Here is a 21,913-nt window from a genome sequence, read left to right as displayed (position 1 = left end):
ATTACGCGGAGTGACGGTCCGGCTGGAGTCACCTCGCTGAGGCTTCACGGATTCGCGGTGACGTGGCGTCGAGGCATGGCCGGCCTGCGTCGAGGCGCGCCGAACGGGTACTCGGGTCCGGCACGCTGACCACAGGGAGGACACCGTGAGCGGTTCGTCGGTGAAGGCAGTGGGGTGGGCACGCTCCCTGCCGTTGAACAGCGAGGTGAAGACTGCCCGGGACTGGGCGCGCGCGCATCTGGAGTCGCTGGGCTGGACGGACAGCGCGCCGCAGACGGTGGAGGCCGTACTCCTGACCGTCTCGGAACTGGTGACCAACGCGCACCTGCACGCGCACAGCTCCGCGCAGCTGATGCTGACCTGGGACACGCGCTGTCTCCATGTCGCCGTGCACGACAACTCCCCGGACCTGCCCACCCCGCGTCCACCGAGCACCGAGCAACTCGGCGGGCGGGGCATGCTGCTGGTGGACGCCCTCGCCGACGAGTGGCAGGCACGACCATGCCCCGATGGCAAGATCGTCCATGCCTGCTTCCGCCCGCCGGTTGCCGCCCGGGAGTCGGACGACTCCTGACCGGCGCGGGAGCCTTCCGTGCACCGTGGCGTCGGCCAACGGCAGCAGGGACACCGGAAGAGCCGCCGCTAGAGACCTCCGGGGCCGACCCCGTCATCGCCCTTGGTGTCGCCCCCGGACTCCTCGAAGTGATCGCCCATGACCAACATGGCGATGCCGAGGACCAGTACGCAGAGCAGGAGCTCGAAGAGGCCGTACGCCCAGAGCACGTGGTCGCGGAACGCCACCGCGGCAAGGGGGATTTCGATCGCGATCGCCGGCGCCGTGATCAGCAGGCCGATGAGGCGTGTCCTGTCCAGGATGCGGCGTTTGCCGGCCATGACGCCCCCTCCCAGCGGCAGGAGGGTCCCCCACCGCCCGAAAGTGATACCCGGTCGGCTCAGGAACACGCCGCTCCGGGGCGGACACGGTGCTCACGCCTGCGACCTCCAGCGATAGTTGGGCAGAGACGGCGAGAGGTTCGCCGGTGTCCGACGCTGGTCGGCCCTGTTTGCTCTGAGCCCGGGCCTGTCTGGAGTTCTGATCGCATGGCCGGGAAAAGGGTTGGGCGGGCTGATGATCCGGCTGGTAGCTTGCAGTTGACCGTGACTCTGCCGGAGGAGGTGAGACCCGTGAACGTTGTATCGAGGTGGGTGCTCCCCCTTTCCGTCACGGTGTGCGACTGATCTAGGTGTCGTCGGGAGCGCCTCTCCACCAAGGCACTCCTGAAAGGCGAACACCTATGAACACTGTGACGATCACACGGGTCGCGGAGGCGCAGTGGGAGGCCGTGTCCGACGACCGGATCGTCGGCCAGGGCGATGTCTCGCACCGGCCCGACGGGCGGCTCTTCATCAGCATCGACGTGTGGCAGGACGCGGTCTTCGACCAGCTCGCCACCGCGATGCTGGCGGACTTGCCCGAGCCGCTCTACACCTTGGTCGGCGAGGCCGATCACGACCTGAAGTCGAGCTGGGAGCGGCTCGGCTTCACTGTCGGACGCCGTGAGTGGGAGTACGTCCTGCCCACCGGCTCGCGCGAAACCGGGCTCGGCGAGCTGCACCTCCCGGCGGGTGTGACGATCCTGCCCGCCGGCGAGGCGGACGAGAGCCTACTGCGCACGTTGGACCGCACGATTCGCGAAGAAGTCGAAGCCACCGTCGGCTGGCGCACCATGCCGGCCGAGGTGCTGCCCGGCCCGGCCGGATCCACACTGGTGGACCCGTCGAAGTACGCGACGGCGGTCCGTGACGGTGAGTACGTCGGTCTCGTCCGGGTCGTGCCGGTGCGCAGCCGGGCGCGGATCGGGTTGATCGCGATTCGGGCCGATCAGCGCCGACGCGGCATCGGGCGGGCACTGCTGGCCCACGCGTTGGGCGCGCTGCACCGGAACGGGATCGACTCCGCCTGGGCCGAGGTGGACGAATCCAACGCCGCGGCGATTGCGCTGGTCGAGGGGGCCGGCGCGCGGCGATCGAGCAGCTACCTGGAACTGGTGCGCCGCTGACGCCTGCTCACACACCGAAACCCCCCGGCCGACCCCACGCAACTCACCGAATCGAGAAGCGAGACACATTGGCAAGAACAGCGAAGGGCTTGGAAGTCGAGGGCACCGTCCTCGAATGCCTGCGCAACGCCACCTTCAAGGTGGAGCTGCAGAACGGGCACCACGTGCTCGCGCACATCAGCGGGAAGATCCGGAAGAACTACATCAAGATCCTCCCGTTCGACCGCGTGGTCGTGGAGCTCAGCCCGTATGACCTGACCCGCGGCCGGATCATCTACCGGTACCGGACCTGAGCAGGGGAAAGTGCGCGCCCGGGACACCCCGGGCGCGCACTTCGGCTGCCGTTGCCGCCGTTTCGATACCCGCCCTGGTCGGCCGCCGCGATCTCGACTTCGACGCGGCCGTCTCCGCCGGGGAACGCTCCGTGTCAGGGCAGGGCGAGGACGCAGAACTCGTGGCCCTCCGGGTCGGCCAGGCACGTCCACGGGACGTCGCCCTGGCCCAGGTCGAGGTCGGTGGCGCCGAGGGCCCGCAGCCGGGCCACCTCCGCTGCTTTGTCGTCACCGGGGTACGGCAGCAGGTCAAGGTGGACGCGGTCCGGCACGGTCTTCACGCCGGGCGTGCGGAGGAACTCCAGATACGGGCCGACACCCTTGGCGGAGCGCAACACCGCATGATCGTCGGCCACCTCGTGCAGGGTCCAGTCCATCGCCTCACCCCAGAACCGCGCCATGGCCCGCGGATCCGTGCAGTCGACCACCACCGCGGCGATCGGACCGGTGTCCCGGTAGATCTCCCGAGGCTCCAGCACGCAGAACTCGTTGCCCTCGGGGTCGGCGAGGACCGTCCACGGCACGTTGCCCTGGCCCACGTGGACGGGTGTCGCGCCGAGAGCCTTCAGCCGCGCGACCAACTCCGCTTGATGGGCCGCAGATGTGGTGGCGAGATCGAGGTGCACACGGTTCTTTGTCGTCGTCTTGGGTTCCGGGACGGGAACGACGTCGACGCAGACGGCGACCGGGTCCGGCCAAACGAGGCCGCCGCCGGGTCCGACGTAGGTCGTCACGCCGGGGCTGTAAGCACTCCAGCCGAGCGCCTCCGCCCAGAACCGGCCGACTGCCGCGTGATCAAGAGCCTTTATGTTCACCTGAACAGGTCGCAGTGCCATGCCGCGATCCTATGGATGATCAGCCCTGTGACCGGTGGTCAGTGGCGGGATCTCCGCGGGTCGTCGGGCTCGACCACCCGAAAGCGTTCAGCAACGACGAGAGTGTCATCGTCGATGACGGGGACACGACCCAAGAACTCGCTCACGCCATCGCTCCGGAAGAACTCTTCGTGGGCTGCCCGCCACTGTGCCACGTCCGAGTAACCACGACCCTCGGCCCGCGCGAACTCGTCGTCGATCTCCTTCATGGGAACGACCCGCACGTCGACGAGCTCGATCGTGACGGCCGGAAGACCCTCGGAATCGAGCACCGAGAACCACTGGCCGGCCTGCGGCACCGCCTCTCCGGCGTGCTCGTAGATCTCCAGGAGACCCGTGAGCGCGGTCTTCTGACCGCTCAGGATCGCTGCGACACCACGGTCACGTTCCGGGCCGGGAAAGGCGAGTTCAAGAGTCGGAAGGTCGTCATGTCCCACCGGGAAAGGGTACGAAGCCGGGACGCGTTGATCAATGGTCGTCGCTCCGCCGGCCCCGACACCCATGGGCAGCACGGCGCAAGGCCAACTGGCCTGAACGTCACACGGTGAGGGCCGGCGCAGCGAGGCTCGGCGCAGTACCGCGTCACCGGAACTGCGGGTGCCACTCGAAGAGCAGGATGGTCACGTCGTCCCGGAGTTGGTTGCGCTGGTAATCGAGGATGGCGTGGATGAGCAGCCGCAGCACCTCGGCCGGGCGCTGGCCGGCGGCGGAGGAGCGAATGATGAAGTCGGTGAACCGGTCGAGGCCGAACTCGACGCCGTCCGCGTCACGAGCCTCAACGACACCGCCGGTGTAGAGCAGGATGCAGTCGCCTGGTTCCAGTGCCGTCTCGTGGACCTGCCGGGCTACCGGGGCGAGTGTGCCGGCCAGGCCGATCGGCGGCTGCGGGGGGCTGTCCAACGCTCCGGCGATCACCGTTCGCCACGGATCAGCAGCGGTGGGGGGTGACCGCAATTGACCTTCTCGTCGGTGCAGGGAAGCCACCGCCGCCCGCGGACACCAGTGCGGGCAGTCGGACGGCGTCTCTGCGTCGCGGGAAGGGGAGGGACACCCCCGAGCCGAGCTGTCACGCATCGCCGCATTCCCTCCGGTCCCGGCCCGCCGGCCGATCCAGGATGTGCCGCCTCGCCCCGGGGCGACTATGAAGGGAGGCAGCGGCCACGCTTCGGCGCGATCCGGGGTACCGAGTGAGGCAGGAGGTCGGCGCATGGGCAGAGCGGATTCCTCCAGAGCAGGCCGAGACCAGCCGGCGGCCAGCCCTGCCGCCCCACCGAGTGGCCTTCTCGACCTCCTGAGCGTCGCTGCCGTGGTGCTGGATGCGAACGGGCAGGTGGTGTTCTGGAGCCCTCAGGCCGAGGAACTGTTCGGCTACACCGCGGCGGAGGCGTTGGGCCGGTTCGCCGCGCGGCTGATGGTCCACGAAGAGCACTGGGACGAGGTGATCAAGCTTTTCGCCGAGGTCATGGAATCGGGCACCGACTGGGCCGGGGCGTTCCCGATCCGGCACAAGGACGGAAGCACCCGCCTGGTGGAGTTCCGCAACATGCGGCTGCTGAACGACCGCGGTGAGACGTATGCCCTGGGCCTGGCCGCGGACCAGGCAATGGTGCGGCGGGTCGAGCGGGACGTCGCCCTGACCGCGCGCCTGGTGTCCCAGTCCCCGATCGGGCTGGCCATCCTGGATACGGAGCTGCGGTACGTGACCGTGAACCCGGCTCTGGAACGCATCACCGGCCTGCCTGCCGCCGAGCGGGTGGGGCGGCCGGCCGGCGAGGTGCTGACCTTCCTGGACAGGGGGAATGTCGAGGCACGTTTCCGCCGTGTCCTGGAGACGGGGGAACCAGTCGTGGACCGGCACATCGTCTGTCGTCCCCCGGGCGACCCCGATCATGAGCATGCCTGGTCCGTCTCCTACTACCGGCTGGAGGACGCCGCCGGGCGGGTGCTGGGCATGGCCTATTTCGTGATCGACATCACCGAGCGCCACCGAGCCGCCATCGATGCGGCACAGGCACGCCAACGCCTCGCCCTGATCGCCAAGGTCTCCGCCTCCGTGGGCACCACCCTCGATCTGGAGACGACAGCGCATGAGCTGGCCGAGGCCGTCGTACCGGATCTGGCCGACATGGCGACCGTCGACGTACTCCACGGCCTGCTCTACGAACGGACCGTGCCGGACGCGGGTCCGACGCGCTTCCGCGTCCTCGCAGTCGGTGCGGCCCACCCGACAGACGCGGTCCGCGCGGTCGGCCCGCCCGGGGGACTCGCCACCTACGGCAGCGACCGCCTCATCACCCAGTGCGTGCGCACCCGCAAGCCCGTCCTGGTGCCCCACACCACCCCCGGTGATCTGCGGCGCATCGCCCGCGACAGCGAGGCCGCCGCCCTCCTCGCGGCGGCCGGTGTGCACTCCTACCTCGCCGTACCTCTCGTGGCCCGGGGGGAACTCCTCGGCGCCATCGCCCTCAAGCGCACGCACAACCCCGCGCCCTTCGATGATGACGACGTCTTCCTCGCCTGCGAGGTGGCCTCCCGCGCGGCGGTGTGCATCGACAACGCCCGCGGGTACCAGGCCCAGCGTCACGCGGCCCTCACCCTTCAGCGCAGCCTGCTCCCCGAGCCCCCGTCACACCTGCCCGGCCTCCGGATCGCCTGCCGCTACCAGCCCGCCGGCGCCACGAGCGAGGTCGGCGGCGACTGGTACGACGCAATACCCCTGCACGCGGGCAAGACCGCCCTGATCGTCGGCGATGTCATGGGCAGCGGCATCAACGCCGCCGCCACCATGGGCCAGCTCCGCAGCGCCACCCGCGCCTTCGCCGAACTCGACCTCGCGCCCGCCGAAGCCCTCCGCCACCTCGATCACCTGACCGAGAGCGTCCAGCAGACCATCACCACCTGCGTCTACTGCGTCTACGACCCTGACCAGGGCCAGTGCCACATCAGTCTCGCCGGGCACCTGCCCCCGGCCCTGCTCCGTCCCGGCCGGCCGGCGGAGCTCCTCGATCTGCCCACGGGTGTCCCGCTGGGTGTCGGAGGCGTGCCCTTCGAGACCACCACCATCGCCTTCCGCCCGGGCGATCAGCTCACCCTCTACACCGACGGCCTGGTCGAAACTCGAAGCGAACCCATCGACGCCCGTTTGGACACCCTCCTGGGCGCCCTCACGGAGGTGCGCGGCTCGGATCTGGGAGAAGTCTGCGACCGCCTCCTGGACATCCTCCGGCCACCCGGCGGCGAGGACGACGTCGCCCTGCTCGTCGCCCGAGCGCAAACCTGAGGGACCACAGCATGCCGACTGCCCGGCTGCCCGCGCCTGCGCTGCGACCAGCGCCTCCACGCCGTCGTAGGCCCGCGTGCCGTGGCGGTCGGCGAGCAAGCCGACGGCCGGCGCCTCCTTGCCCTGCGAGACGCCCGGATCCGGCGGGCCTGGGGGGGCGGCCGTTGGCCACCCTTGCACGGTGCGCCCTGCTGCTGATCAGTGCGAAGCCTGAATGCGGCCTGTTTCGTACCCTGGTGACATGCGCATGCGCCCCACTCTGAGCTGGACCCCCGACGAGGATGTGCCGCCGGGCACCACGAATCTCGAGCCGGTCGCCGATGCACTGAGCACCGGCGGTGTGCTGGTGCTCAGCGGGGCGGGCATCTCCACGGAGTCGGGCATCCCGGACTACCGGGGCAAGGGCGGGAGCCTGAGCCGGCACACCCCGATGACCTACCAGGACTTCACCGCCAGCGCCCAGGCCCGGCGCAGGTATTGGGCGCGCAGCCACCTCGGCTGGCGCACATTCGGCCGCGCCCGCCCCAACGCCGGGCACCGGGCCGTGGCCGCTTTCGGGCGGCACGGCCTGCTCTCGGGTGTGATCACCCAGAACGTCGACGGCCTGCACCAGGCCGCCGGCAGTAACGGCGTCGTGGAACTCCACGGGAGCCTGGACCGGGTCGTCTGCCTTTCCTGCGGCGCCTTCAGCCCGCGCCGCGAACTCGCCCGGAGGCTTCATGAGGCCAATCCGGGTTTCGAGCCGGTGGCCGCAGCAATCAACCCGGACGGTGACGCCGACCTCACCGACGAACAGGTCGGGGACTTCCGCGTGCTGCCCTGCACGATCTGCAGCGGCATCCTCAAACCGGACGTGGTGTTCTTCGGCGAAGCCGTTCCGCCGCAGAGGGTCGAGCACTGCCGCAAGCTGGTCCGTGAAGCCGCATCGCTGCTGGTCCTCGGCTCCTCACTCACGGTGATGTCCGGGCTGCGGTTCGTCCGCCAGGCGGCCCAGGCCGGGAAGCCGGTGCTCATCGTCAACCGGGATCCGACCCGGGGCGACCGGCACGCCCTGACCCGCGTCGCGCTCCCGCTGGGAACGGCCCTCACCACCGTGGCCGGCCGGCTGCGCATTCCCATCGACGACCAGGCGACGGCCTCGGTGGAGTCGTGACGGTAGTGGGGCGTCACCGCCACCCCGAGCGGAAGAGAGGGGGCGGCCAGGCCAACGTCACGATCATCGAGGGCCTTGATCGAGGGCTTTGAGGAACCCGGGCGCGCGCCTCGATGATCCACCACGGGCCGCCGAGTCGTGCTAGAGTCTTGGCGTTGCAGTTGTGGTACCCATGAACCTATGTGCGCCTGACGGGATTGCTTCCATCAGGCGCATGATTTGTTTCCGGCATCTCCGGATGGGGCCTCTGCCTACAGAAGGAGAAAGTCATGGCACAGGGAACCGTGAAGTGGTTCAACGCCGAAAAGGGTTTCGGCTTCATCCAGCAGGACGGCGGCGGCCCCGACGTCTTCGCGCACTACTCGAACATTCAGACCCAGGGCTTCCGTGAGCTCCAGGAGGGCCAGCGGGTCTCCTTCGACGTCACGCAGGGCCAGAAGGGCCCGCAGGCGGAGAACATCGTCCCCGCCTGATCGCCGGACGCGTATCCGCTCACCGGGGTCCGCACCGTGATGGTGCGGACCCCGGTTTGTGCTGTTTTCCAGGAAGGCAGATAACTGCATGCCCCGCAGGCCCCAGAAGCCGAACCGGCGTACCTCGTCACCCCCGCCGTCCGCGTCGCCGACGGAATTCCGGCTGCCGGAAAGCACGACACCCGCACTTCCCGCCGTCGAGGACTTCGCCGGTCTGGACATGCCCGCGGGGTTGCTGAAGACCCTCACCGCACAAGGGGTGACCACCCCCTTCCCCATCCAGGCCGCCACGCTGCCCAACTCACTGGCCGGCCGCGACCTGTTGGGACGGGGGCGCACCGGATCCGGCAAGACCCTGGCGTTCGGGCTGGCGCTCCTGGCCCGCACGGCCGGACTGCGCGCGGAGCCCAAGGCTCCCCTCGCCCTCGTCCTGGTGCCCACCCGTGAACTCGCCCAGCAGGTGACGGACGCCCTGACCCCCTATGCGACGGCGGTGAACCTGCGTCTGGCCACCGTGGTCGGCGGGCTGTCCATCACCAAGCAGGCCGGTGCGCTCCGGCGCGGCGCCGAGGTGCTCGTGGCGACCCCCGGCAGGCTGGGCGACCTCGTGGAACGCGGGGACTGCGTGCTCGACCACGTACGCATCACGGTGCTGGACGAAGCCGACCAGATGACCGACATGGGCTTCCTGCCGCAGATCACGAAGCTGATCCAGCAGGTACGGCCCGACGGACAGCGCATGCTCTTCTCGGCCACCCTGGACCGCAACATCGACCGCCTGGTGCAGCGGTTCCTGACCGACCCCGTGGTGCACTCCGTAGACCCGTCCGCGGGAGCGGTCACGACGATGGAACACCACGTGCTCCACGTCCTGGACGAGACCGACAAGAAGGCCGTCACCACGCGCATCGCGGCCCGTGACGGCCGGGTCATCCTCTTCCTCGACACCAAGAGGTCCGCCGACCGGCTCGCCAAGCGGCTCCTGGCCGTCGGGGTCCGCGCGGCGGCACTGCACGGGGGGCGCTCCCAGCCACAGCGCAATCGCACCCTGGAACAGTTCAAGAGCGGCCAGGTCACCGCGCTGGTGGCGACGAACGTCGCGGCCCGGGGCATACACATCGACGACCTGGACCTCGTCGTGAACGTCGATCCCCCGACCGACCACAAGGACTACCTCCACCGGGGCGGCCGCACGGCCCGCGCCGGCGGCTCCGGCAGCGTGGTCACGCTGGTCCTGCCCACCCAGAAACGGGACGTCACCCGGCTGATGTCGGACGCGGGCATCCGCCCCCGGACGGCCCGCATCACGTCGAGCGACGCGGAACTGGCCACCATCACCGGCGCCCGCCAGCCTTCCGGCGTGCCCGTCACCATCGAGGTGCCCCAGCCGGCGGCACCGACGGCGTCCCGTCCGGACCGGAAGACCGGCACCAGGCCCGCCAGGCCATCGCGCCGCCGCCAGCCCCGCAACGGCGGCGGAGGCCAAGGCACGACAGGCGCTGCAACCAGGACGGGGAGCCGGGACTCCGACCGCCGCGTCACGGCCGAGAGGAGGGCGTCCGGTGGCACCTCCCCAACCGGCGGGCGCGGTTCTGCTCGCCGGGCGGAACCCGGTACGGCCACGGGCGGTGCCGCGGGAGCGGGCGGCCGCAACTCCGACCGCCAGCCCGCTTCGCGCAAGGGCCGGCTGCATCCTCGGTGAGGAGGGCTTGCAGCCCGGTGGCGGGCCTGGGCGATGCGGGAACCGTCTCGGACAGCGCGATTGACTCCATGTGAGCCGACGGCGTCCATCTCGACATCCGCCCGTAGGAGGCCAAGGCCTGCGTCCTGGTCCCGGTCGGCATGCGCGCTGACGGTTCCACGGAGCTGGTCGCGCTCAGGGTCGGCTACCGCGAATCAGCGTGTGCCGGGCCGACTTGCTGTCGGCGGCGGTGCCGGGCACGTCGGCCCTGGCGGCAGCGGCCCGTACTACTCCCCCGCTGCCGAGCCGTGCAGCATCACCCACCGGCCGTCGTCCCGACCGGGCAGGGCGGCTCGGGCCAGGCCGTCGCCGGTGCGGACGGCGGCGGCCACCGCTCGAACCGCACTGGGCAGCCGGTCCCGGTCATCCAGGGTGTTCAGCCATAGACGGGCGTCGTCGGTCATGGTGACGGTTTCCCGCTCGGCTGCACCAGCAGGAGACCAGGGGGCGCTGACAGACCACCCGGGACGGCGAGCGCGGCACGGACGCCCCCTTGAACTGGGGATGGCGCCGCCTTGGGCTGCATGACGAGCCCACTGGCGAGAGCGCACGGCGAACAGGCGGGAGGGGAGATCGTGATTCTCTCGGCTCGCCGCGGCGCCAGGAACTACTGTCGCGAGCATGGTCGAACATGATGCCCTCAGTGCCACCCGCGAGGCCTACGACGCTGCTGCCTCCACGTATGCGCAGCAGTTCCGTGGCGCGCTGCGTGACAGGCCCCTGGACCGTGCGATCTTGAGCGTCTTCGCGGAGGTCGTCAGTGCGGGTGGAGACGGTCAGGTCGCGGACCTGGGGTGCGGACCCGGAGATATCACTGCGTATCTGGGAGAGCTGGGACTGGCGGCGTTCGGCGTCGACGTCTCTCCCGCGATGATCGAGTTGGCTCGACAGGCCTATCCGGGCCTGCGGTTCGACGTGGGCTCGATGGCCGCATTGAACATCGCTGACGGCGTGCTCGGCGGCGTACTCTCACGGTGGTCCATCATCCATACTCCGCCGCAAGAACTCCCCGTCATACTGGCCGAGTTCCGCCGCGTGCTGGCACCTGGAGGCCACCTTCTGGTCGGCTTTTCGGCAAGCGAAGATCCGTCTCACCCGACACAGGTCTTCGATCACGCAGTCGCGCCGGCCCATCGGTGGTGGCCTGATCACCTCGCCGCGCTGCTGCGCGAGGCCGGGTTGGTCGAGGTGGCCCGGATGGTTCGCGAGCCTCAGCCCACCGACCGACGGCAGTTCCGGGAGGTTCAACTGCTCGCCCGCAAAGCCTAGCCAGGGGCTGTGGACGGGGAGCCTTCAGGCTCCAGGCGGCGTGCGAACCTGCGGACGACACACCTCCCGTATTCGTGGGATAGGCGCCAACCAAACCTCCGCCAGACCTGCTGAGGCCGAACCCGGCGAACGGTGGGACGCGCCTACCACCACGGCGAAGTCCAGGCCCACGGCGCACGGTCGGCCACGAGCTCCACGGTGTTCTTCTGGGCGGGCGTCCACAACGGCGTCGGCGAATGCGGGCACGGTGGTGCCACCGCCGAAGCACGTGCGATGGGACTACCAGATCGGCGGCGCGTACGCCCTGCCGACTGGTGTGGGTTCACCCGCCGGCCAGGGCCGTCTCAACCCAGGGGTTGCCACCGCCTGGATCGCCCCATGGACCCGGTGTTGGTTTGCCCACTGGTTCGCGGCGCCTTCGCCGAACTACGGGTCCGGCCTGCTTGGTTCGCGCGAGAGGCGAGTGAGGCCGCCTTTCGCGTCGCGCCGCCCCGCGGCTAGGGTTGGGCACGGCGAGTGACCCAGGAGGAGCTGAGGCATGGTCGGTTTCCCGAGCGCGCGTTGACGTCGTAGGCCGTGACCGGCCTGTCATCGCGTGCTGCCCTTGATGTTGCGGCACAGCGAGCCTTTCCCTGCCTGAACCGCCGACGCACCTTTCATGTGCTCGGTGGCGGGCCTCGTTGTCGGCAATACAAGGGATCCCCGTGCCGTCCGCTTCCTCCGCTGTATCCGACTCCGGTCGGCCTGGTCCGTCGAGCCTGTGGCGGGACGTCGACTTCCGTAGACTCTGGGTGGGTCAGACAGCTTCCCAACTCGGTGAACACGCGAGTCTGGTGGTTCTGCCGCTCTTCGCCGTCCTGACGCTCCACGCCAGTGCCGACCGGCTGGGCGTCCTTCGCGCGGTGGGGCAAGCGCCGATCCTGTTGCTCTCGCTCTTCGTCGGCGCCTGGGTGGACAGGTGGCGGACCCGCACGACGATGGTGCTCACGGACGTCGGTCGGGCCTTGGCCCTGGGCGCTGCCGCCCTGGCCGGCCTCTTCGGGTGGCTCGGCCTGCCCGGCCTGCTTGCGCTCGCCTTCGCCGTCGGGTCCCTGTCCGTGTTCTTCGACGTGGCATACCAGGCGTCTCTCGTACGCCTGGTGGAACGCGGCCAACTGGTGCGCGGCAACAGCGCGCTCGAGGGCAGCCGGTCCGCGGCGCAGATCGGGGGTCCCGCTCTCGGCGGTGCGTTGGTGTCCTTGCTGTCGGCGCCGATTGCCGCCGCCTCCAGCGCGCTGTTCTTCTCGCTGTCGTTCCTGACGATCCGGCGGATCCGCCGAGCAGAATCGATCCCGGAGCGCCCGGAACACCCCCGTCGGGTCTGGCAGCGGATTCGTGAGGGTCTGCGTTTCGTCGCCGGAGATACCGTGCTTCGCACCGTGTGCCTGGCCTCGGCCGCATTCCAGTTCTGCTTCGCGGCCATGATGACCGTCTATCTGCTCTTCCTGCCGCGGGAACTGCATCTGCCGGGCACCGTCGTCGGGCTGGCGCTCACGGCGGTGGGACCGGGCGCGCTCCTGGGGTCGCTGCTGGCCGCCCGCCTGCCGGGCCGGCTCGGCCATGGCCCGGTGCTCGTGTGTGCGGCGGCACTCGGCGACGGCGTGTTCCTGTGTGTGCCCGCGCTGCACGGCTCCTCTGCGGTGACGATTCCCGTGCTTCTTGCGGTCGGCTTCGTGTTCGGGGGCGGCGGCCAGTTGGTGAATGTCACGGTCATGGCCGTCCGGCAGGCCGTCACTCCGGACGGGATGCAGGGCCGGGTGGCCGCGACGATCACGTTCGTCGGCATGGGGTCGACCCCGCTCGGTTCTCTGGTCGGCGGATTTCTCGCCGAGGAGTGGGGGCTGCGCACCAGCCTCCTGGTGACGGCCGCAGGCATGATGCTGTCCCCGGTGGTGATGGCTTCGTCCCCGCTCGCACGCCTGGGACGGGAGCTTCCGGCCTCGCACGACGCGCCGCCGACTGCCGTGTCTCGTCCATCCCGCCCTGGTCGTCATTGAGTTGGACTGCCACGGCCTGATCAGCGAGAACGGCCGCCGGCGCCTGCTGTGGTCCCCGGCTCCCCCCGGTGGCGAAGGTCCGAATCGGTCGATTGCCGGGCGCCTCTGTTCCCAGCCGCAGAGCCCGGCATGCTGGTTTCTGGGGCGGCAGCGTTGGCCCGTTCACCAGTTCGCGGTGGCGGTGGTGGTGGCGGCATTGACGGTGTCCGGTCTGTCCCGGGTGCTCACCAGATCGCTGGTTTCGGAATCCACCTGCTGGCCGTGGCCGCCCCGGCCGTCTACGACCCTGCCGGCCTCACCCCACAGGAGCAGGCCCACCTCGAATCCACGGCGGCCTGGCAGACGCACGTGGGCGGCTACCGGCACCAGCAGAGCACCCGTCCCCTCACCCTGAGCCAGGGCCTGGCCGACTCGCCCGCCGGCCTGCTCGCCTGGCTCGTCGAGAAATACCGTGCGTGGAGCGACCGCGGCGGCGACCTGTCCTCGCGCTTCAGCGACGACTTCGTCGCTGAAGCGTCACGCGCCGTCTCATCGGCTCAGGACGAACATCCACGGCCCGGGTAAGCACACTTCTGACGACTGTCCGGCGTACCGTGCCCGCATGGAGCAGCGAGAAATCATGCAGCGGGTCGTCGGCATCCTGACCGAGGCCCTGGAGATGCGACGGCAAGCCCGCGAGAACCGCGACGGTGACGTCACACAGAGCGAAACCGTCTCCGCGTTGCTCGAGGAGATGCTGCCGCGCATCGAGTTGCGCGCCGATGCGACCGCCCACGAGGTGGCGACCGCCGTGAGCGAGCAGCTGGGGCCGGCCATCGTGCAGATCGCATCAGCGTTCGCACTCGCCTTCGTCCAGCTCGCCGAGATCCACGACAGCGGGCGCGCCGACGTCTCTGCTGCGGACGTTCTGCAGTCGATCTCCCTGCACTTCGAGACCGAGGCAGGACAGTAGAACACCGGTCGCACCGGGCCACCGGACCGCTACCTGTGCTTCCCTCCGTTCGGGCCGTGAAGCCGGGGTGGGCGGGGGGTCGCACGGGGCTGGGGTGTGTTGCCACTGTTGTCGGGGGTGGTGGAGGCGCCCGGCTCGGGGGTCTGCGGCTTGTCGGCAGCGAGTTGGACGGTGGGCAGCGGGGGCGAGACCGTGCCGGCGAGGGCGCCGGTCATGGCGTCGCGCCAGATGGGACCAGGGGTGTCGGCGCCGAAGACCTCCTTGTGGAAAACGCCGCCGATGGTGATGTTCGTCATGGGGACGTTGTGGGACGGGCCGCCGACCCAGACCGCGCCGGCCAGGTCCGAGGTGTAGCCGACGAACCACGCCGCCCAACGGTTGTCGGTCGTACCGGTCTTGCCCGCGCTGTCGCGGTCCTTCAGGCCTGCCTGCTGGCCGGTACCGTCCTCGACCACGCCCTTGAGGAGCGTGTTGATGGTCGCGGCGGTCTTCGGGGACATCGCCTGGCTGCATGAGGTCTGCGGTACCGGCAGCGACTTGCCGCTCGCGTCGGTGACCGATTCGATGGCCGTCGGCGTGCAGTAGACGCCGTTGTCGGCGAAGGCGGCGTAGGCGGAGGCCATGGTCAGCGGGCTCACTTGCTGTGTGCCCAGCGTGATGGAGGGGACCTGTTGGAGCGGGGCGCCGTTCGCCTGGTGCACGCCGAGCTTCTGCTCCATCTGGACCACTGGGCAGATACCGATGTTGCCGATGAGCTGGACGAAGTAGGTGTTGACCGAGAGGGCCATCGCCTTGTTCATGTTCATCGGACCGACTTCCGACCTGTCCTCGTTCGAGAGCGGTGGGTCGGTGGGATTGCGTACCCAGGGTTCGCCGCAGGTGTTCACCGGACTCGGATAGTCCATCGAATACGGAGCCGGCAGCACGGTGTTGGGGTCGGTACCGCCGTCGATCGCCGCGGCAGCGGTGATCGGTTTGAACGTCGAGCCCGACTGGAAGCCGGTTCCGCCGCCCCTGTCGTGGTCGACGCTGAGGTTGATCTGCGTCTCGTCCGTGCCGAAGCCGTACGGACGCGACTGGCCCATCGCGAGGATCTTGCCGGTGCCGGGCTGGACGAGGGTGACGGCGGTGGCCACGGGGTCGGTCTTGTAGACGTGCTGGGTGATGGCGGCCTGCACGGCGTCCTGGGCCTTGGGGTCCAGGGTGGTCTTGATGGTCAGGCCGCCGGTGTTCCAGCGCTGGGCTCGGTCTTCTGCGGTCTTGCCGAAGACGGGGCTGTCGAGGAAGACCTCGCGGACGTAGTCGCAGAAGAAGGCGGCGCCACGGACGGCGGTGATGCAGCCGTTCCTGGGTGCGGTGGGCTTCAGTCCGAGCGGCTGCCGCTCGGCGGCGTCGGCCTGCGCCTGGGTGATGTCGTGGACGTCGGCCATGCGCTGCAGAACTATGTCGCGACGGGTGCGGGCGGCCTGTGGGTGCTGGATGGGGTCGTACAGCGTGGTGCCGTTGACGACGCCGGCCAGGAGAGCGGCCTGCGGCAGCGTGAGGTCCTTGGCGTGCGTGCTGAAGTAGCGCTCGGAGGCCGCCTCGATGCCGAAGGACTGCTCCCCGAAGGGCACGATGTTGAGGTAGTTCTGCAGGATCTTTTTCTTACCGAGTTCCTTCTCGACCTTGATCGCGTACTTGAGTTCCTGGACCTTGCGTCCGAGGGTCGGCGAGGTGGCCTGGGCCACGGCGTTCGGGTCGTCACCCGCCTCTTCGACGAAGACGTTCTTGACGTACTGCTGGGTCAGCGTGGAGGCACCCTGCTGAGCGCTGCCCGCCTGCGTGTCCCTGACGACCGCACGGATCACGCCTTTGGGATCGATGGGGCCGTGCTGCCAGAAGCGGGCGTCCTCGATGGCGACGACGGCCTTCTGCATGACCGGGCTGATCTCGCTGAGCGGGACCACGGTGCGGTCTCGGGAGTAGACGGTCGCGATGAGGTCGCCGTTGGCGTCCAGGATGTGTGAAGCCTGGCTCAGAGGCGGACGCTTGAGGTCGCCCGGCAAGTCGTCGAAACCGGTTGCGGCGCCCTTCGCGGACAGGCCGATCGCGCCGGTGGCCGGCAGTGCGATACCGGCCAGCACGATTCCGGACAGGGCGCTGATGCCGAGAAACTTCAACGCCTGTATGGCCGTGGCTCCCGACGATGTGGCTGATGACCGCCGCCGCGTGGACCGGGCCCCACCCGAACGCATGTAACCCATGCGGGGCAGCGTACGACGCAATTCTGTGACGCAATCCCGCAGCCCGCCCTGTGCAGGAATGGCGTCCCGCGACCGGAACATGGGACAGCGTCCGGTACGTGACAGAGGGAACCGGCATGGACTTCCTCTCGCGGCCCCAACAGACCGCACTGTCTCTCGGTCCGCGCACGAGCAGCTCGTTCACCTTTCGCGTCAGGTTCAACGCCACCCAGCCCAACCCCGTCCACGAGGGGCAGGTCATGCTGGACCCCACACCGCTCTCGCCCGAACAGCAACTGCTCAGCCCCTCCTCCGCCACCTCTGCCACGCTCCGGGTGGAGGCGCATTGACCCCGGTTCGCTCACGGCAGGATGGAGTCGACGTATCCGCCGTCCACCCGAAGTGCGCCACCCGTGGTGGCCGAGGCCTGGTCGGAGCTGAGGTAGACCACCATGTGGGCGATCTCCTCCGGCTCGATCAGGCGCTGCAGCAGCGACTGGGGCCGGTGCTCGCGCATGAAGACACGCTGGGCTTCCTCCCAAGGCAGGTCACGGTCGACGAGTTCGTAGACGAAGTCCTCGACGCCTCCGGTGTGGGTGGGGCCGGCGATCACGGAGTTCACCGTGACGCCCATGCCGGCGGCCTGTTTGGCGAAGCCCCGGGCCACCGCGAGCAGCGCGGTCTTCGACATGCCGTAATGGATCATCTCCGCGGGGATGACGACCGCCGAGTCGCTGGCGATGTACTGGATGCGCCCCCATCCCCGCTCGGTCATGCCCGGGAGGTACAGGCGAGTCAGGCGTACGGCGGCCAGTACGTTCACCTCGAAGTAGCGCCGCCACTGTTCGTCAGTGATCTTCAGAGGATCCTCGGCGCCGAAGATGCCCAGGTTGTTGACGAGGATGTCCACCTGCGGCAGGACTTCCGCGGCCTGGCGAGCACCCTCCTCGCTCGTCACGTCCGCCGCGACCGGGACCAGCTCCGCCCCGGGCACCTCCTGTGCCAGTCGGGCGACGCTGTCGTCCACGCGCTGCGGGGTACGGCCGTTGACGCCCACCCGGGCCCCGGCGCGAGCCAGACCGGCGGCGATCGCCGCGCCGATGCCCTGCGTGGAGCCGGTGACCAGGGCCGTGCGGCCTTTCAGATCGATCTGCATCATCCCAGCCCTTTCATGTGTGGTCCCGTACAGGTACCCGTACCGGCACCTCGACGTGAGCAGTTCAGGCCTGCAGCGCCTGGACGGCCGCATCAGCGAAGGAGTGGTCCTGTTCCGGAGCTCCGCCGCCGACACCGAGAGCACCGATCAGCCGGCCGTCACGGTGGACGGGCACTCCGCCGGCGATGAACAGCAACGGACGGTCCAGGGCGGTCGGCAGGGTGTGGAAGAGGCCGCCGGGCTGGACGGCGTCGACCAGGTCGGCCGTGGGGGCGTTCAGCTGCAGAGCGGTGTACGCCTTCCGCGTGCTGGTCTCACCTGCGATCAGAACGGCCCGGTCGTCCCGTCGGAAGGCGAGCATGTGGCCGCCTGCGTCGAGGACGGTGACGGCGACGGGAACACCGGCGGCCTCGGCGGCCGAGCGCACCGTGTCGATCAGGAACTCGGCGTCGCCGACCGTGAGCGGAGTGACGGCGGTGGCAGGGATGGTCATGAGGAACGGTCTCCAGATGTTGTTTGACGGGCCCGACTGCCCACAGGGGCGTCGGACCGATCGCGACAGGTGGCCATGCCCACGCCGCATTCGGCAGCGGTGCGGACCGGCCGGCTTCCGCACCCCACATTAATTGCATGCGCTGGTTATTTCAAACGCTGCTTACGAGCTAACGCAATCACTCGTTGCCGCCACTCGCCCGGCAGCCGAGGCGCACCCGGACGTCGGCCGATGACTACTGCGGGAATTCGCGGCGATCGTCCGCGAGGTGCCGGTTGCCTGCTCCGGCGCGGCGGAAACAGCGCCGACGCACCCGTTCCGGACGAACAAGAGACCTGCCGCGGTGCTCACCCGAGCCGGACCGCAAGGGCCACCGTCCCGATCGGCGTACTCGCGCGCAGGGCCAGAACGACGGGTCGGCGAGCGGCGGACTCTTGGGGTTGCCGCGGGTGGCCTTCTCGGGCATCCGCAGGCGGAAACATACTGTCGATCACGACGCGGACCGGACCCGCGTCGAGCAGGCACCCCACTTCAGCGAGCGGAGCACGGTTCGGGCGGACCTGGATGCCCGAGAGCGTGACGCCCGGCTTCGATCACGGGGTGCTGTCCTCGGTCATGGCCTGGGTGCCGATGACGCCGAGGAGCCTGAGCCGGTCGGCGGCGTCGCTGCCGGGAGCGGCGGTATGGGCGACGATCCGCAGATCGCTGCCGGGAGCGATGAGCACGTCACAGTCGACGGTGAATGTGCCGATGTCAGGGTGATGGACGGTCTTGGTGTCCGACTCATGGACGCCCACGATGCCCGAGTCCCACAGGCGCGCGAACTCGGTGCTGACACTCCGCAGGTCCTTGATCATGGAGCGCAGGTCGGCATCGGCCGGGTACCGGGCGGTCGCCGCCCTGAGATCGGCGACCACGGCCGCCTCGAACCGGGCCTCCTGCTCGGGGGTGTGGCTGACCCGGCTCGGCAGACCGGCGAAGTGCCGCCAGACGATGTTGCGCTCGCGCCCGTGCAGCGCGGACGCGTCTCCGAACAGCGCGGCCCACAACGGGTTCCACAGAATCAGGTTCCATGCGGCGTCATGCACGCTCAGCGGTGAGCCGTCCAGTTGGTCGAGCAGCCTGCGGACCCCTGGTGGGATGTGCGCGGACAGCTGCCCTGGGCCTGGCGCCGGCTGGCCCGCGAGGAGATACAGGTATGCGCGCTCGGCTGCCGACAGCCGCAGGGCCCGGGCCAGCGCGGACAGGACCTGCGCCGACGGGGAGGTGGCCCGGCCCTGCTCAAGGCGGGTGATGTAGTCCACCGACAGGTTGGCGAGCTGTGCCAGTTCCTCGCGGCGCAGCCCGGCGGCCCGACGTACTCCCGCCGCGGGCAGTCCGACGGTTGCGGGGGCGATCCGGTCCCGCCAGCCGTGCAGGGCTCTGCCCAGTTCCCTGGATTCGCTCACCGTCCCAGTATCGCGTTGCCGTGCCCGGACAGCCTGGTACTGCCGGTCCACTGGCTGAGGCGGGCACTGTCCGTCCCTGCGCGGTGCGAGGAGGGTGGAGGCGTCACCATCCCATCGAGCACGGAGTGAACTCATGACCACCACATTGATCACTGGAGCCAACAAGGGCCTGGGCTTCGAGACCGCCCGCCGCCTGATCGAGGCCGGGCACACCGTCTACGTCGGGGCACGCGATGCACACCGCGGCCGGGAGGCGGCGGAGAGGCTCGGCGCCCGCTTCGTTCAGCTCGACGTCACCGACGAGGATTCCGTCAAGGCTGCCGCCGAATTCGTCCGCGCGGACGCCGGCGGCCTCGACGTCCTGGTCAACAACGCCGGGATCGTGGGCGCACGCAAGTCGGTCGGCGAGACAACAGGGGCCGACATGGTGACCACGTACGACACGAACGTCTTCGGCGTCGTGCGCGTCACGCACGCCTTCCTGCCGCTGTTGGAAGAAAGCAGTGCCCCGGTCGTCGTCAACGTCGGCAGCGGTCTGGGCTCGCTGGCGGCAACCTCCGACCCCAACCGGGTGGAGTTCCATGTGACGGCGCTGGACTACAACTCCTCCAAGACCGCGCTGGTCATGGTCACCGCGCAGTACGCCAAGACTTTCCCCGCCGTCCGGTTCAACACCGTCGACCCCGGCTACACCGCCACCGACCTCAACGGCCACACGGGCACACAAACCATCGAGGAGGGCGCGGAGATCATCGTCCGCATGGCCTCGATCGGCGTCGGCGGCCCGACGGGCGGCTTCTTCGACAAGGCCGGCCCCGTCGTCTGGTAGTGATCCGGTCGCTGACGTTCCAGCGAGGGCGGTGACCGGGCGCGCCGCCCCGCGAAGCTGCCCCGCCGCCTCGGAGCGGCACGTGACCGGCATCTTCATGAAGCTGGGGCTCAGCCAGGCCGCCTCCGGACAGCACCGGCGGGTGCTGGCGGTGCTGCGCTACCTCGGGCAGTAGCGGGGGGCGGCAGGCGGCGAAGGGGCCCCGGCCCGGGGTTGCCGTCGGGACACGGAGGGGGCGAATAGGCCCCGCAGGTCGGCGTCGAACAGTTTGTCCTTGGCGACGAAGGACTCGATTCCCGCTCTCCGCAGTTCCTCCTGCGACCAGAACGACTTGTCGGTGGAGGTCAGCACGATCCGCGGCGGGTCGTCCTCCCTGGTCAGCTGACGGGCCACGGTCAGTCCGTCCAGGTCTGGCAGGTGCAGGTCGAGCAGCAGCCCGTCGGGGCGGTGTGCCCGCACCGCAGCCAGGGCCGAGGCACCGTCCCCGGACTCCGCCACGACACGCAGGCCCCGTGCCGTCAGCAGCGTCGTGGCGATGCGGCGGAACCCGGGCCCAACCAGGGGTCGAGCAGTCCGGGGAGCCGGTCCGCTCGTCTCGAGCCGGTCCTCGACGCGCCTGCAAGTGCCCACGAAGTCGAGGGCGATCGTGCCGCAGGGAAACACGTGTCTCACATGGACCTCCTGGCCGGTGACCGCCCGCCCCATCCCGGAGTAACCGTCTTGACAGGTGACGCAGACGCATGGAAATCTTTCGTCACCAGTCAGAGCAGTTACTTTTGGTGAGGAAAACCCATGGCAGTCGTACGCTTCCATCTCGTCTCCACGCTCAGCCCGAAGGACGTGCTGGGGGTACTGACCGACTTCGGCCCTTCCCGCGCCGAGGCCTGGCCCACGATCGACGACGAACACTTCGAGGTCCACGACCTCGGTGACACCTGGGCCGAGGTCACCGAGGGCACCGCCGCCGCCTGGGAGCGCGCGCGTTACGAGTGGGAACCGGGCGGTGACACGGTCACCATCACCACCCTCGACTCCAAGCTCTTCGGAGCCGGCGGCGGCTGGGTCTTCCGGATGACCCCCGAGGCCGACGGCACCCGGGTCGACGTCGAGCTGACGCGGCAGCCGAGCACGCTCAAGGGAAAGATGCTCGCCGCACTGCTCCCCCTCGCCGCTCCCCCGTCCCTGCGCAAGTCCTTCGCGGGCCCCCTGCAGGCCAGGTGATGAGCCATCCCGGACCCTGGTCACCGGGGTCACCGGTGCGGGGCCACATCCTTCGGTATGGGAGCTCCACCGCAAACGGATTCCCGGTCCGGCCTCCGGTCCGCATGGCGGGCTTGCGCCACAGGTACCCAGCCGACGGGACCGTGGTGAAGGCCGTACGGCACATGCGCCAGATGGGTGTCCACTCCGGCCACGTGGCCGTTCCAGCCGCGCAGGTGTGACTGCGGCCGTCTCACCGATCCGTGTCACGAGACCGACGACCGCGGCGGGGCACTCTCAGTGAAATACCGCCGCCTACGTGACGCGGCGGCTCCGGTGCACGGGTCCCCCGAACTCGGCTGACTCACCCCTAACCGCAGCCCCGCACCGG

23 protein-coding genes and 2 pseudogenes are annotated in these 21,913 nt (G+C 69.5%); 15 read left to right on the top strand and 10 right to left on the bottom strand.

Annotated elements, in window-relative coordinates; all coding sequences use genetic code 11:
* Positions 1–145: 145 nt before the first annotated feature.
* Positions 146–574 carry an ATP-binding protein gene (locus SY2F82_RS36265; RefSeq protein ID WP_200423359.1) on the top strand — a complete coding sequence of 143 codons (429 nt, stop codon included), beginning with the start codon at positions 146–148 and terminating at the stop codon, positions 572–574.
* A gap of 68 nt (positions 575–642) precedes the next feature.
* Here SY2F82_RS36265 and SY2F82_RS36260 read toward each other — a convergent pair whose 3' ends face one another.
* The gene (locus SY2F82_RS36260) at positions 643–894 is read right to left on the bottom strand and encodes a hypothetical protein (RefSeq protein WP_200423358.1); all 252 of its coding nucleotides are present in this window, start codon (positions 892–894) and stop codon (positions 643–645) included.
* 401 nt (positions 895–1,295) lie between these two features.
* On the opposite strand from SY2F82_RS36260, the gene SY2F82_RS36255 reads away from it, so the two are divergent.
* On the top strand, positions 1,296–2,060 hold the full coding sequence (locus tag SY2F82_RS36255; RefSeq protein ID WP_200423357.1) for a GNAT family N-acetyltransferase: 765 nt from the start codon (positions 1,296–1,298) through the stop codon (positions 2,058–2,060).
* 68 nt (positions 2,061–2,128) lie between these two features.
* Positions 2,129–2,353 carry a translation initiation factor IF-1 gene (gene infA, locus SY2F82_RS36250; protein ID WP_200423356.1) on the top strand — a complete coding sequence of 75 codons (225 nt, stop codon included), beginning with the start codon at positions 2,129–2,131 and terminating at the stop codon, positions 2,351–2,353.
* 134 nt (positions 2,354–2,487) lie between these two features.
* Here the strand turns inward: infA and SY2F82_RS36245 are convergent, their stop codons facing one another.
* The 3 genes and pseudogenes from SY2F82_RS36245 to SY2F82_RS36235 all read right to left on the bottom strand — a co-directional run.
* Positions 2,488–3,228: a VOC family protein gene (locus tag SY2F82_RS36245; protein WP_200423355.1), complete on the bottom strand. Its 741-nt coding sequence runs from the start codon at positions 3,226–3,228 to the stop codon at positions 2,488–2,490.
* 38 nt (positions 3,229–3,266) lie between these two features.
* Positions 3,267–3,704, bottom strand: coding sequence for an ASCH domain-containing protein (locus SY2F82_RS36240; RefSeq protein WP_200423354.1), 438 nt, complete (start codon positions 3,702–3,704; stop codon positions 3,267–3,269).
* A gap of 145 nt (positions 3,705–3,849) precedes the next feature.
* Positions 3,850–4,223: pseudogene (locus tag SY2F82_RS36235) on the bottom strand (PP2C family protein-serine/threonine phosphatase); the annotation flags it as partial.
* Between the two features lie 251 nt (positions 4,224–4,474).
* Between SY2F82_RS36235 and SY2F82_RS36230 the strand changes: the two are divergent.
* The 4 genes from SY2F82_RS36230 to SY2F82_RS36215 all read left to right on the top strand — a co-directional run bounded on the left by SY2F82_RS36230 (position 4,475) and on the right by SY2F82_RS36215 (position 9,875).
* Positions 4,475–6,547: a SpoIIE family protein phosphatase gene (locus SY2F82_RS36230; RefSeq protein ID WP_200423353.1), complete on the top strand. Its 2,073-nt coding sequence runs from the start codon at positions 4,475–4,477 to the stop codon at positions 6,545–6,547.
* A gap of 241 nt (positions 6,548–6,788) precedes the next feature.
* Positions 6,789–7,700 (top strand): NAD-dependent protein deacetylase, encoded by a 912-nt coding sequence (locus tag SY2F82_RS36225; RefSeq protein ID WP_200423352.1) that lies wholly within the window; start codon positions 6,789–6,791, stop codon positions 7,698–7,700.
* 269 nt (positions 7,701–7,969) lie between these two features.
* Positions 7,970–8,173 (top strand): cold-shock protein, encoded by a 204-nt coding sequence (locus SY2F82_RS36220; RefSeq protein WP_028423304.1) that lies wholly within the window; start codon positions 7,970–7,972, stop codon positions 8,171–8,173.
* A gap of 88 nt (positions 8,174–8,261) precedes the next feature.
* A complete protein-coding gene (locus SY2F82_RS36215) occupies positions 8,262–9,875 on the top strand; it encodes a DEAD/DEAH box helicase (protein WP_200423351.1) in 1,614 nt (537 codons plus the stop codon).
* A gap of 266 nt (positions 9,876–10,141) precedes the next feature.
* Here SY2F82_RS36215 and SY2F82_RS36210 read toward each other — a convergent pair whose 3' ends face one another.
* Positions 10,142–10,318: a hypothetical protein gene (locus tag SY2F82_RS36210; RefSeq protein ID WP_200423350.1), complete on the bottom strand. Its 177-nt coding sequence runs from the start codon at positions 10,316–10,318 to the stop codon at positions 10,142–10,144.
* A 217-nt stretch (positions 10,319–10,535) separates the two neighbouring features.
* On the opposite strand from SY2F82_RS36210, the gene SY2F82_RS36205 reads away from it, so the two are divergent.
* The 4 genes from SY2F82_RS36205 to SY2F82_RS36190 all read left to right on the top strand — a co-directional run bounded on the left by SY2F82_RS36205 (position 10,536) and on the right by SY2F82_RS36190 (position 14,171).
* On the top strand, positions 10,536–11,183 hold the full coding sequence (locus tag SY2F82_RS36205) for a class I SAM-dependent methyltransferase (RefSeq protein WP_200423349.1): 648 nt from the start codon (positions 10,536–10,538) through the stop codon (positions 11,181–11,183).
* Positions 11,184–11,887: 704 nt separating this feature from the next.
* Positions 11,888–13,219: an MFS transporter gene (locus SY2F82_RS36200; protein ID WP_200423348.1), complete on the top strand. Its 1,332-nt coding sequence runs from the start codon at positions 11,888–11,890 to the stop codon at positions 13,217–13,219.
* 261 nt (positions 13,220–13,480) lie between these two features.
* Positions 13,481–13,783 (top strand): hypothetical protein, encoded by a 303-nt coding sequence (locus tag SY2F82_RS36195; protein WP_236042005.1) that lies wholly within the window; start codon positions 13,481–13,483, stop codon positions 13,781–13,783.
* A 37-nt stretch (positions 13,784–13,820) separates the two neighbouring features.
* Positions 13,821–14,171 carry a hypothetical protein gene (locus SY2F82_RS36190; protein WP_200423347.1) on the top strand — a complete coding sequence of 117 codons (351 nt, stop codon included), beginning with the start codon at positions 13,821–13,823 and terminating at the stop codon, positions 14,169–14,171.
* A 29-nt stretch (positions 14,172–14,200) separates the two neighbouring features.
* On the opposite strand, the gene SY2F82_RS36185 is transcribed toward SY2F82_RS36190, so the two are convergent.
* Entirely contained in the window at positions 14,201–16,417 is a 2,217-nt protein-coding gene (locus SY2F82_RS36185) for a transglycosylase domain-containing protein (protein ID WP_200423346.1), read from the bottom strand.
* Between the two features lie 98 nt (positions 16,418–16,515).
* Between SY2F82_RS36185 and SY2F82_RS36180 the strand changes: the two genes are divergently transcribed.
* A complete protein-coding gene (locus SY2F82_RS36180) occupies positions 16,516–16,746 on the top strand; it encodes a hypothetical protein (RefSeq protein ID WP_200423345.1) in 231 nt (76 codons plus the stop codon).
* Between the two features lie 11 nt (positions 16,747–16,757).
* Here the strand turns inward: SY2F82_RS36180 and SY2F82_RS36175 are convergent, their stop codons facing one another.
* The 3 genes from SY2F82_RS36175 to SY2F82_RS36165 form a co-directional block, all read right to left on the bottom strand.
* Positions 16,758–17,552: an SDR family NAD(P)-dependent oxidoreductase gene (locus tag SY2F82_RS36175; RefSeq protein ID WP_200423449.1), complete on the bottom strand. Its 795-nt coding sequence runs from the start codon at positions 17,550–17,552 to the stop codon at positions 16,758–16,760.
* 64 nt (positions 17,553–17,616) lie between these two features.
* Positions 17,617–18,039: a heme-binding protein gene (locus tag SY2F82_RS36170; protein ID WP_200423448.1), complete on the bottom strand. Its 423-nt coding sequence runs from the start codon at positions 18,037–18,039 to the stop codon at positions 17,617–17,619.
* A 599-nt stretch (positions 18,040–18,638) separates the two neighbouring features.
* A complete protein-coding gene (locus tag SY2F82_RS36165; RefSeq protein WP_236042003.1) occupies positions 18,639–19,493 on the bottom strand; it encodes a helix-turn-helix transcriptional regulator in 855 nt (284 codons plus the stop codon).
* A 133-nt stretch (positions 19,494–19,626) separates the two neighbouring features.
* On the opposite strand from SY2F82_RS36165, the gene SY2F82_RS36160 reads away from it, so the two are divergent.
* On the top strand, positions 19,627–20,322 hold the full coding sequence (locus tag SY2F82_RS36160) for an SDR family oxidoreductase (RefSeq protein ID WP_200423343.1): 696 nt from the start codon (positions 19,627–19,629) through the stop codon (positions 20,320–20,322).
* 67 nt (positions 20,323–20,389) lie between these two features.
* A pseudogene (locus tag SY2F82_RS39980) lies at positions 20,390–20,497 on the top strand (DNA-binding response regulator); the annotation flags it as partial.
* Here SY2F82_RS39980 and SY2F82_RS39335 read toward each other — a convergent pair.
* Complete coding sequence (locus tag SY2F82_RS39335) at positions 20,482–20,994, bottom strand: response regulator (protein WP_236042001.1); 513 nt, start codon at positions 20,992–20,994, stop codon at positions 20,482–20,484. The pseudogene SY2F82_RS39980 and the gene SY2F82_RS39335 sit on opposite strands and share 16 nt — an antisense overlap.
* A 120-nt stretch (positions 20,995–21,114) precedes the next feature.
* Here SY2F82_RS39335 and SY2F82_RS36145 point away from each other — a divergent pair, with 120 nt between their 5' ends.
* Complete coding sequence (locus tag SY2F82_RS36145) at positions 21,115–21,543, top strand: hypothetical protein (RefSeq protein WP_200423342.1); 429 nt, start codon at positions 21,115–21,117, stop codon at positions 21,541–21,543.
* The last annotated feature ends 370 nt before the right edge of the window (positions 21,544–21,913 follow it).

The sequence above is a fragment of the Streptomyces sp. Y2F8-2 genome (assembly GCF_014905555.1).
GTDB classification, from domain to species: Bacteria; Actinomycetota; Actinomycetes; order Streptomycetales; family Streptomycetaceae; genus Streptomyces; species Streptomyces cynarae.
The sequence above is the reverse complement of the archived record's forward strand: the minus strand, read 5'-3'. Positions and strand labels throughout refer to the sequence as shown.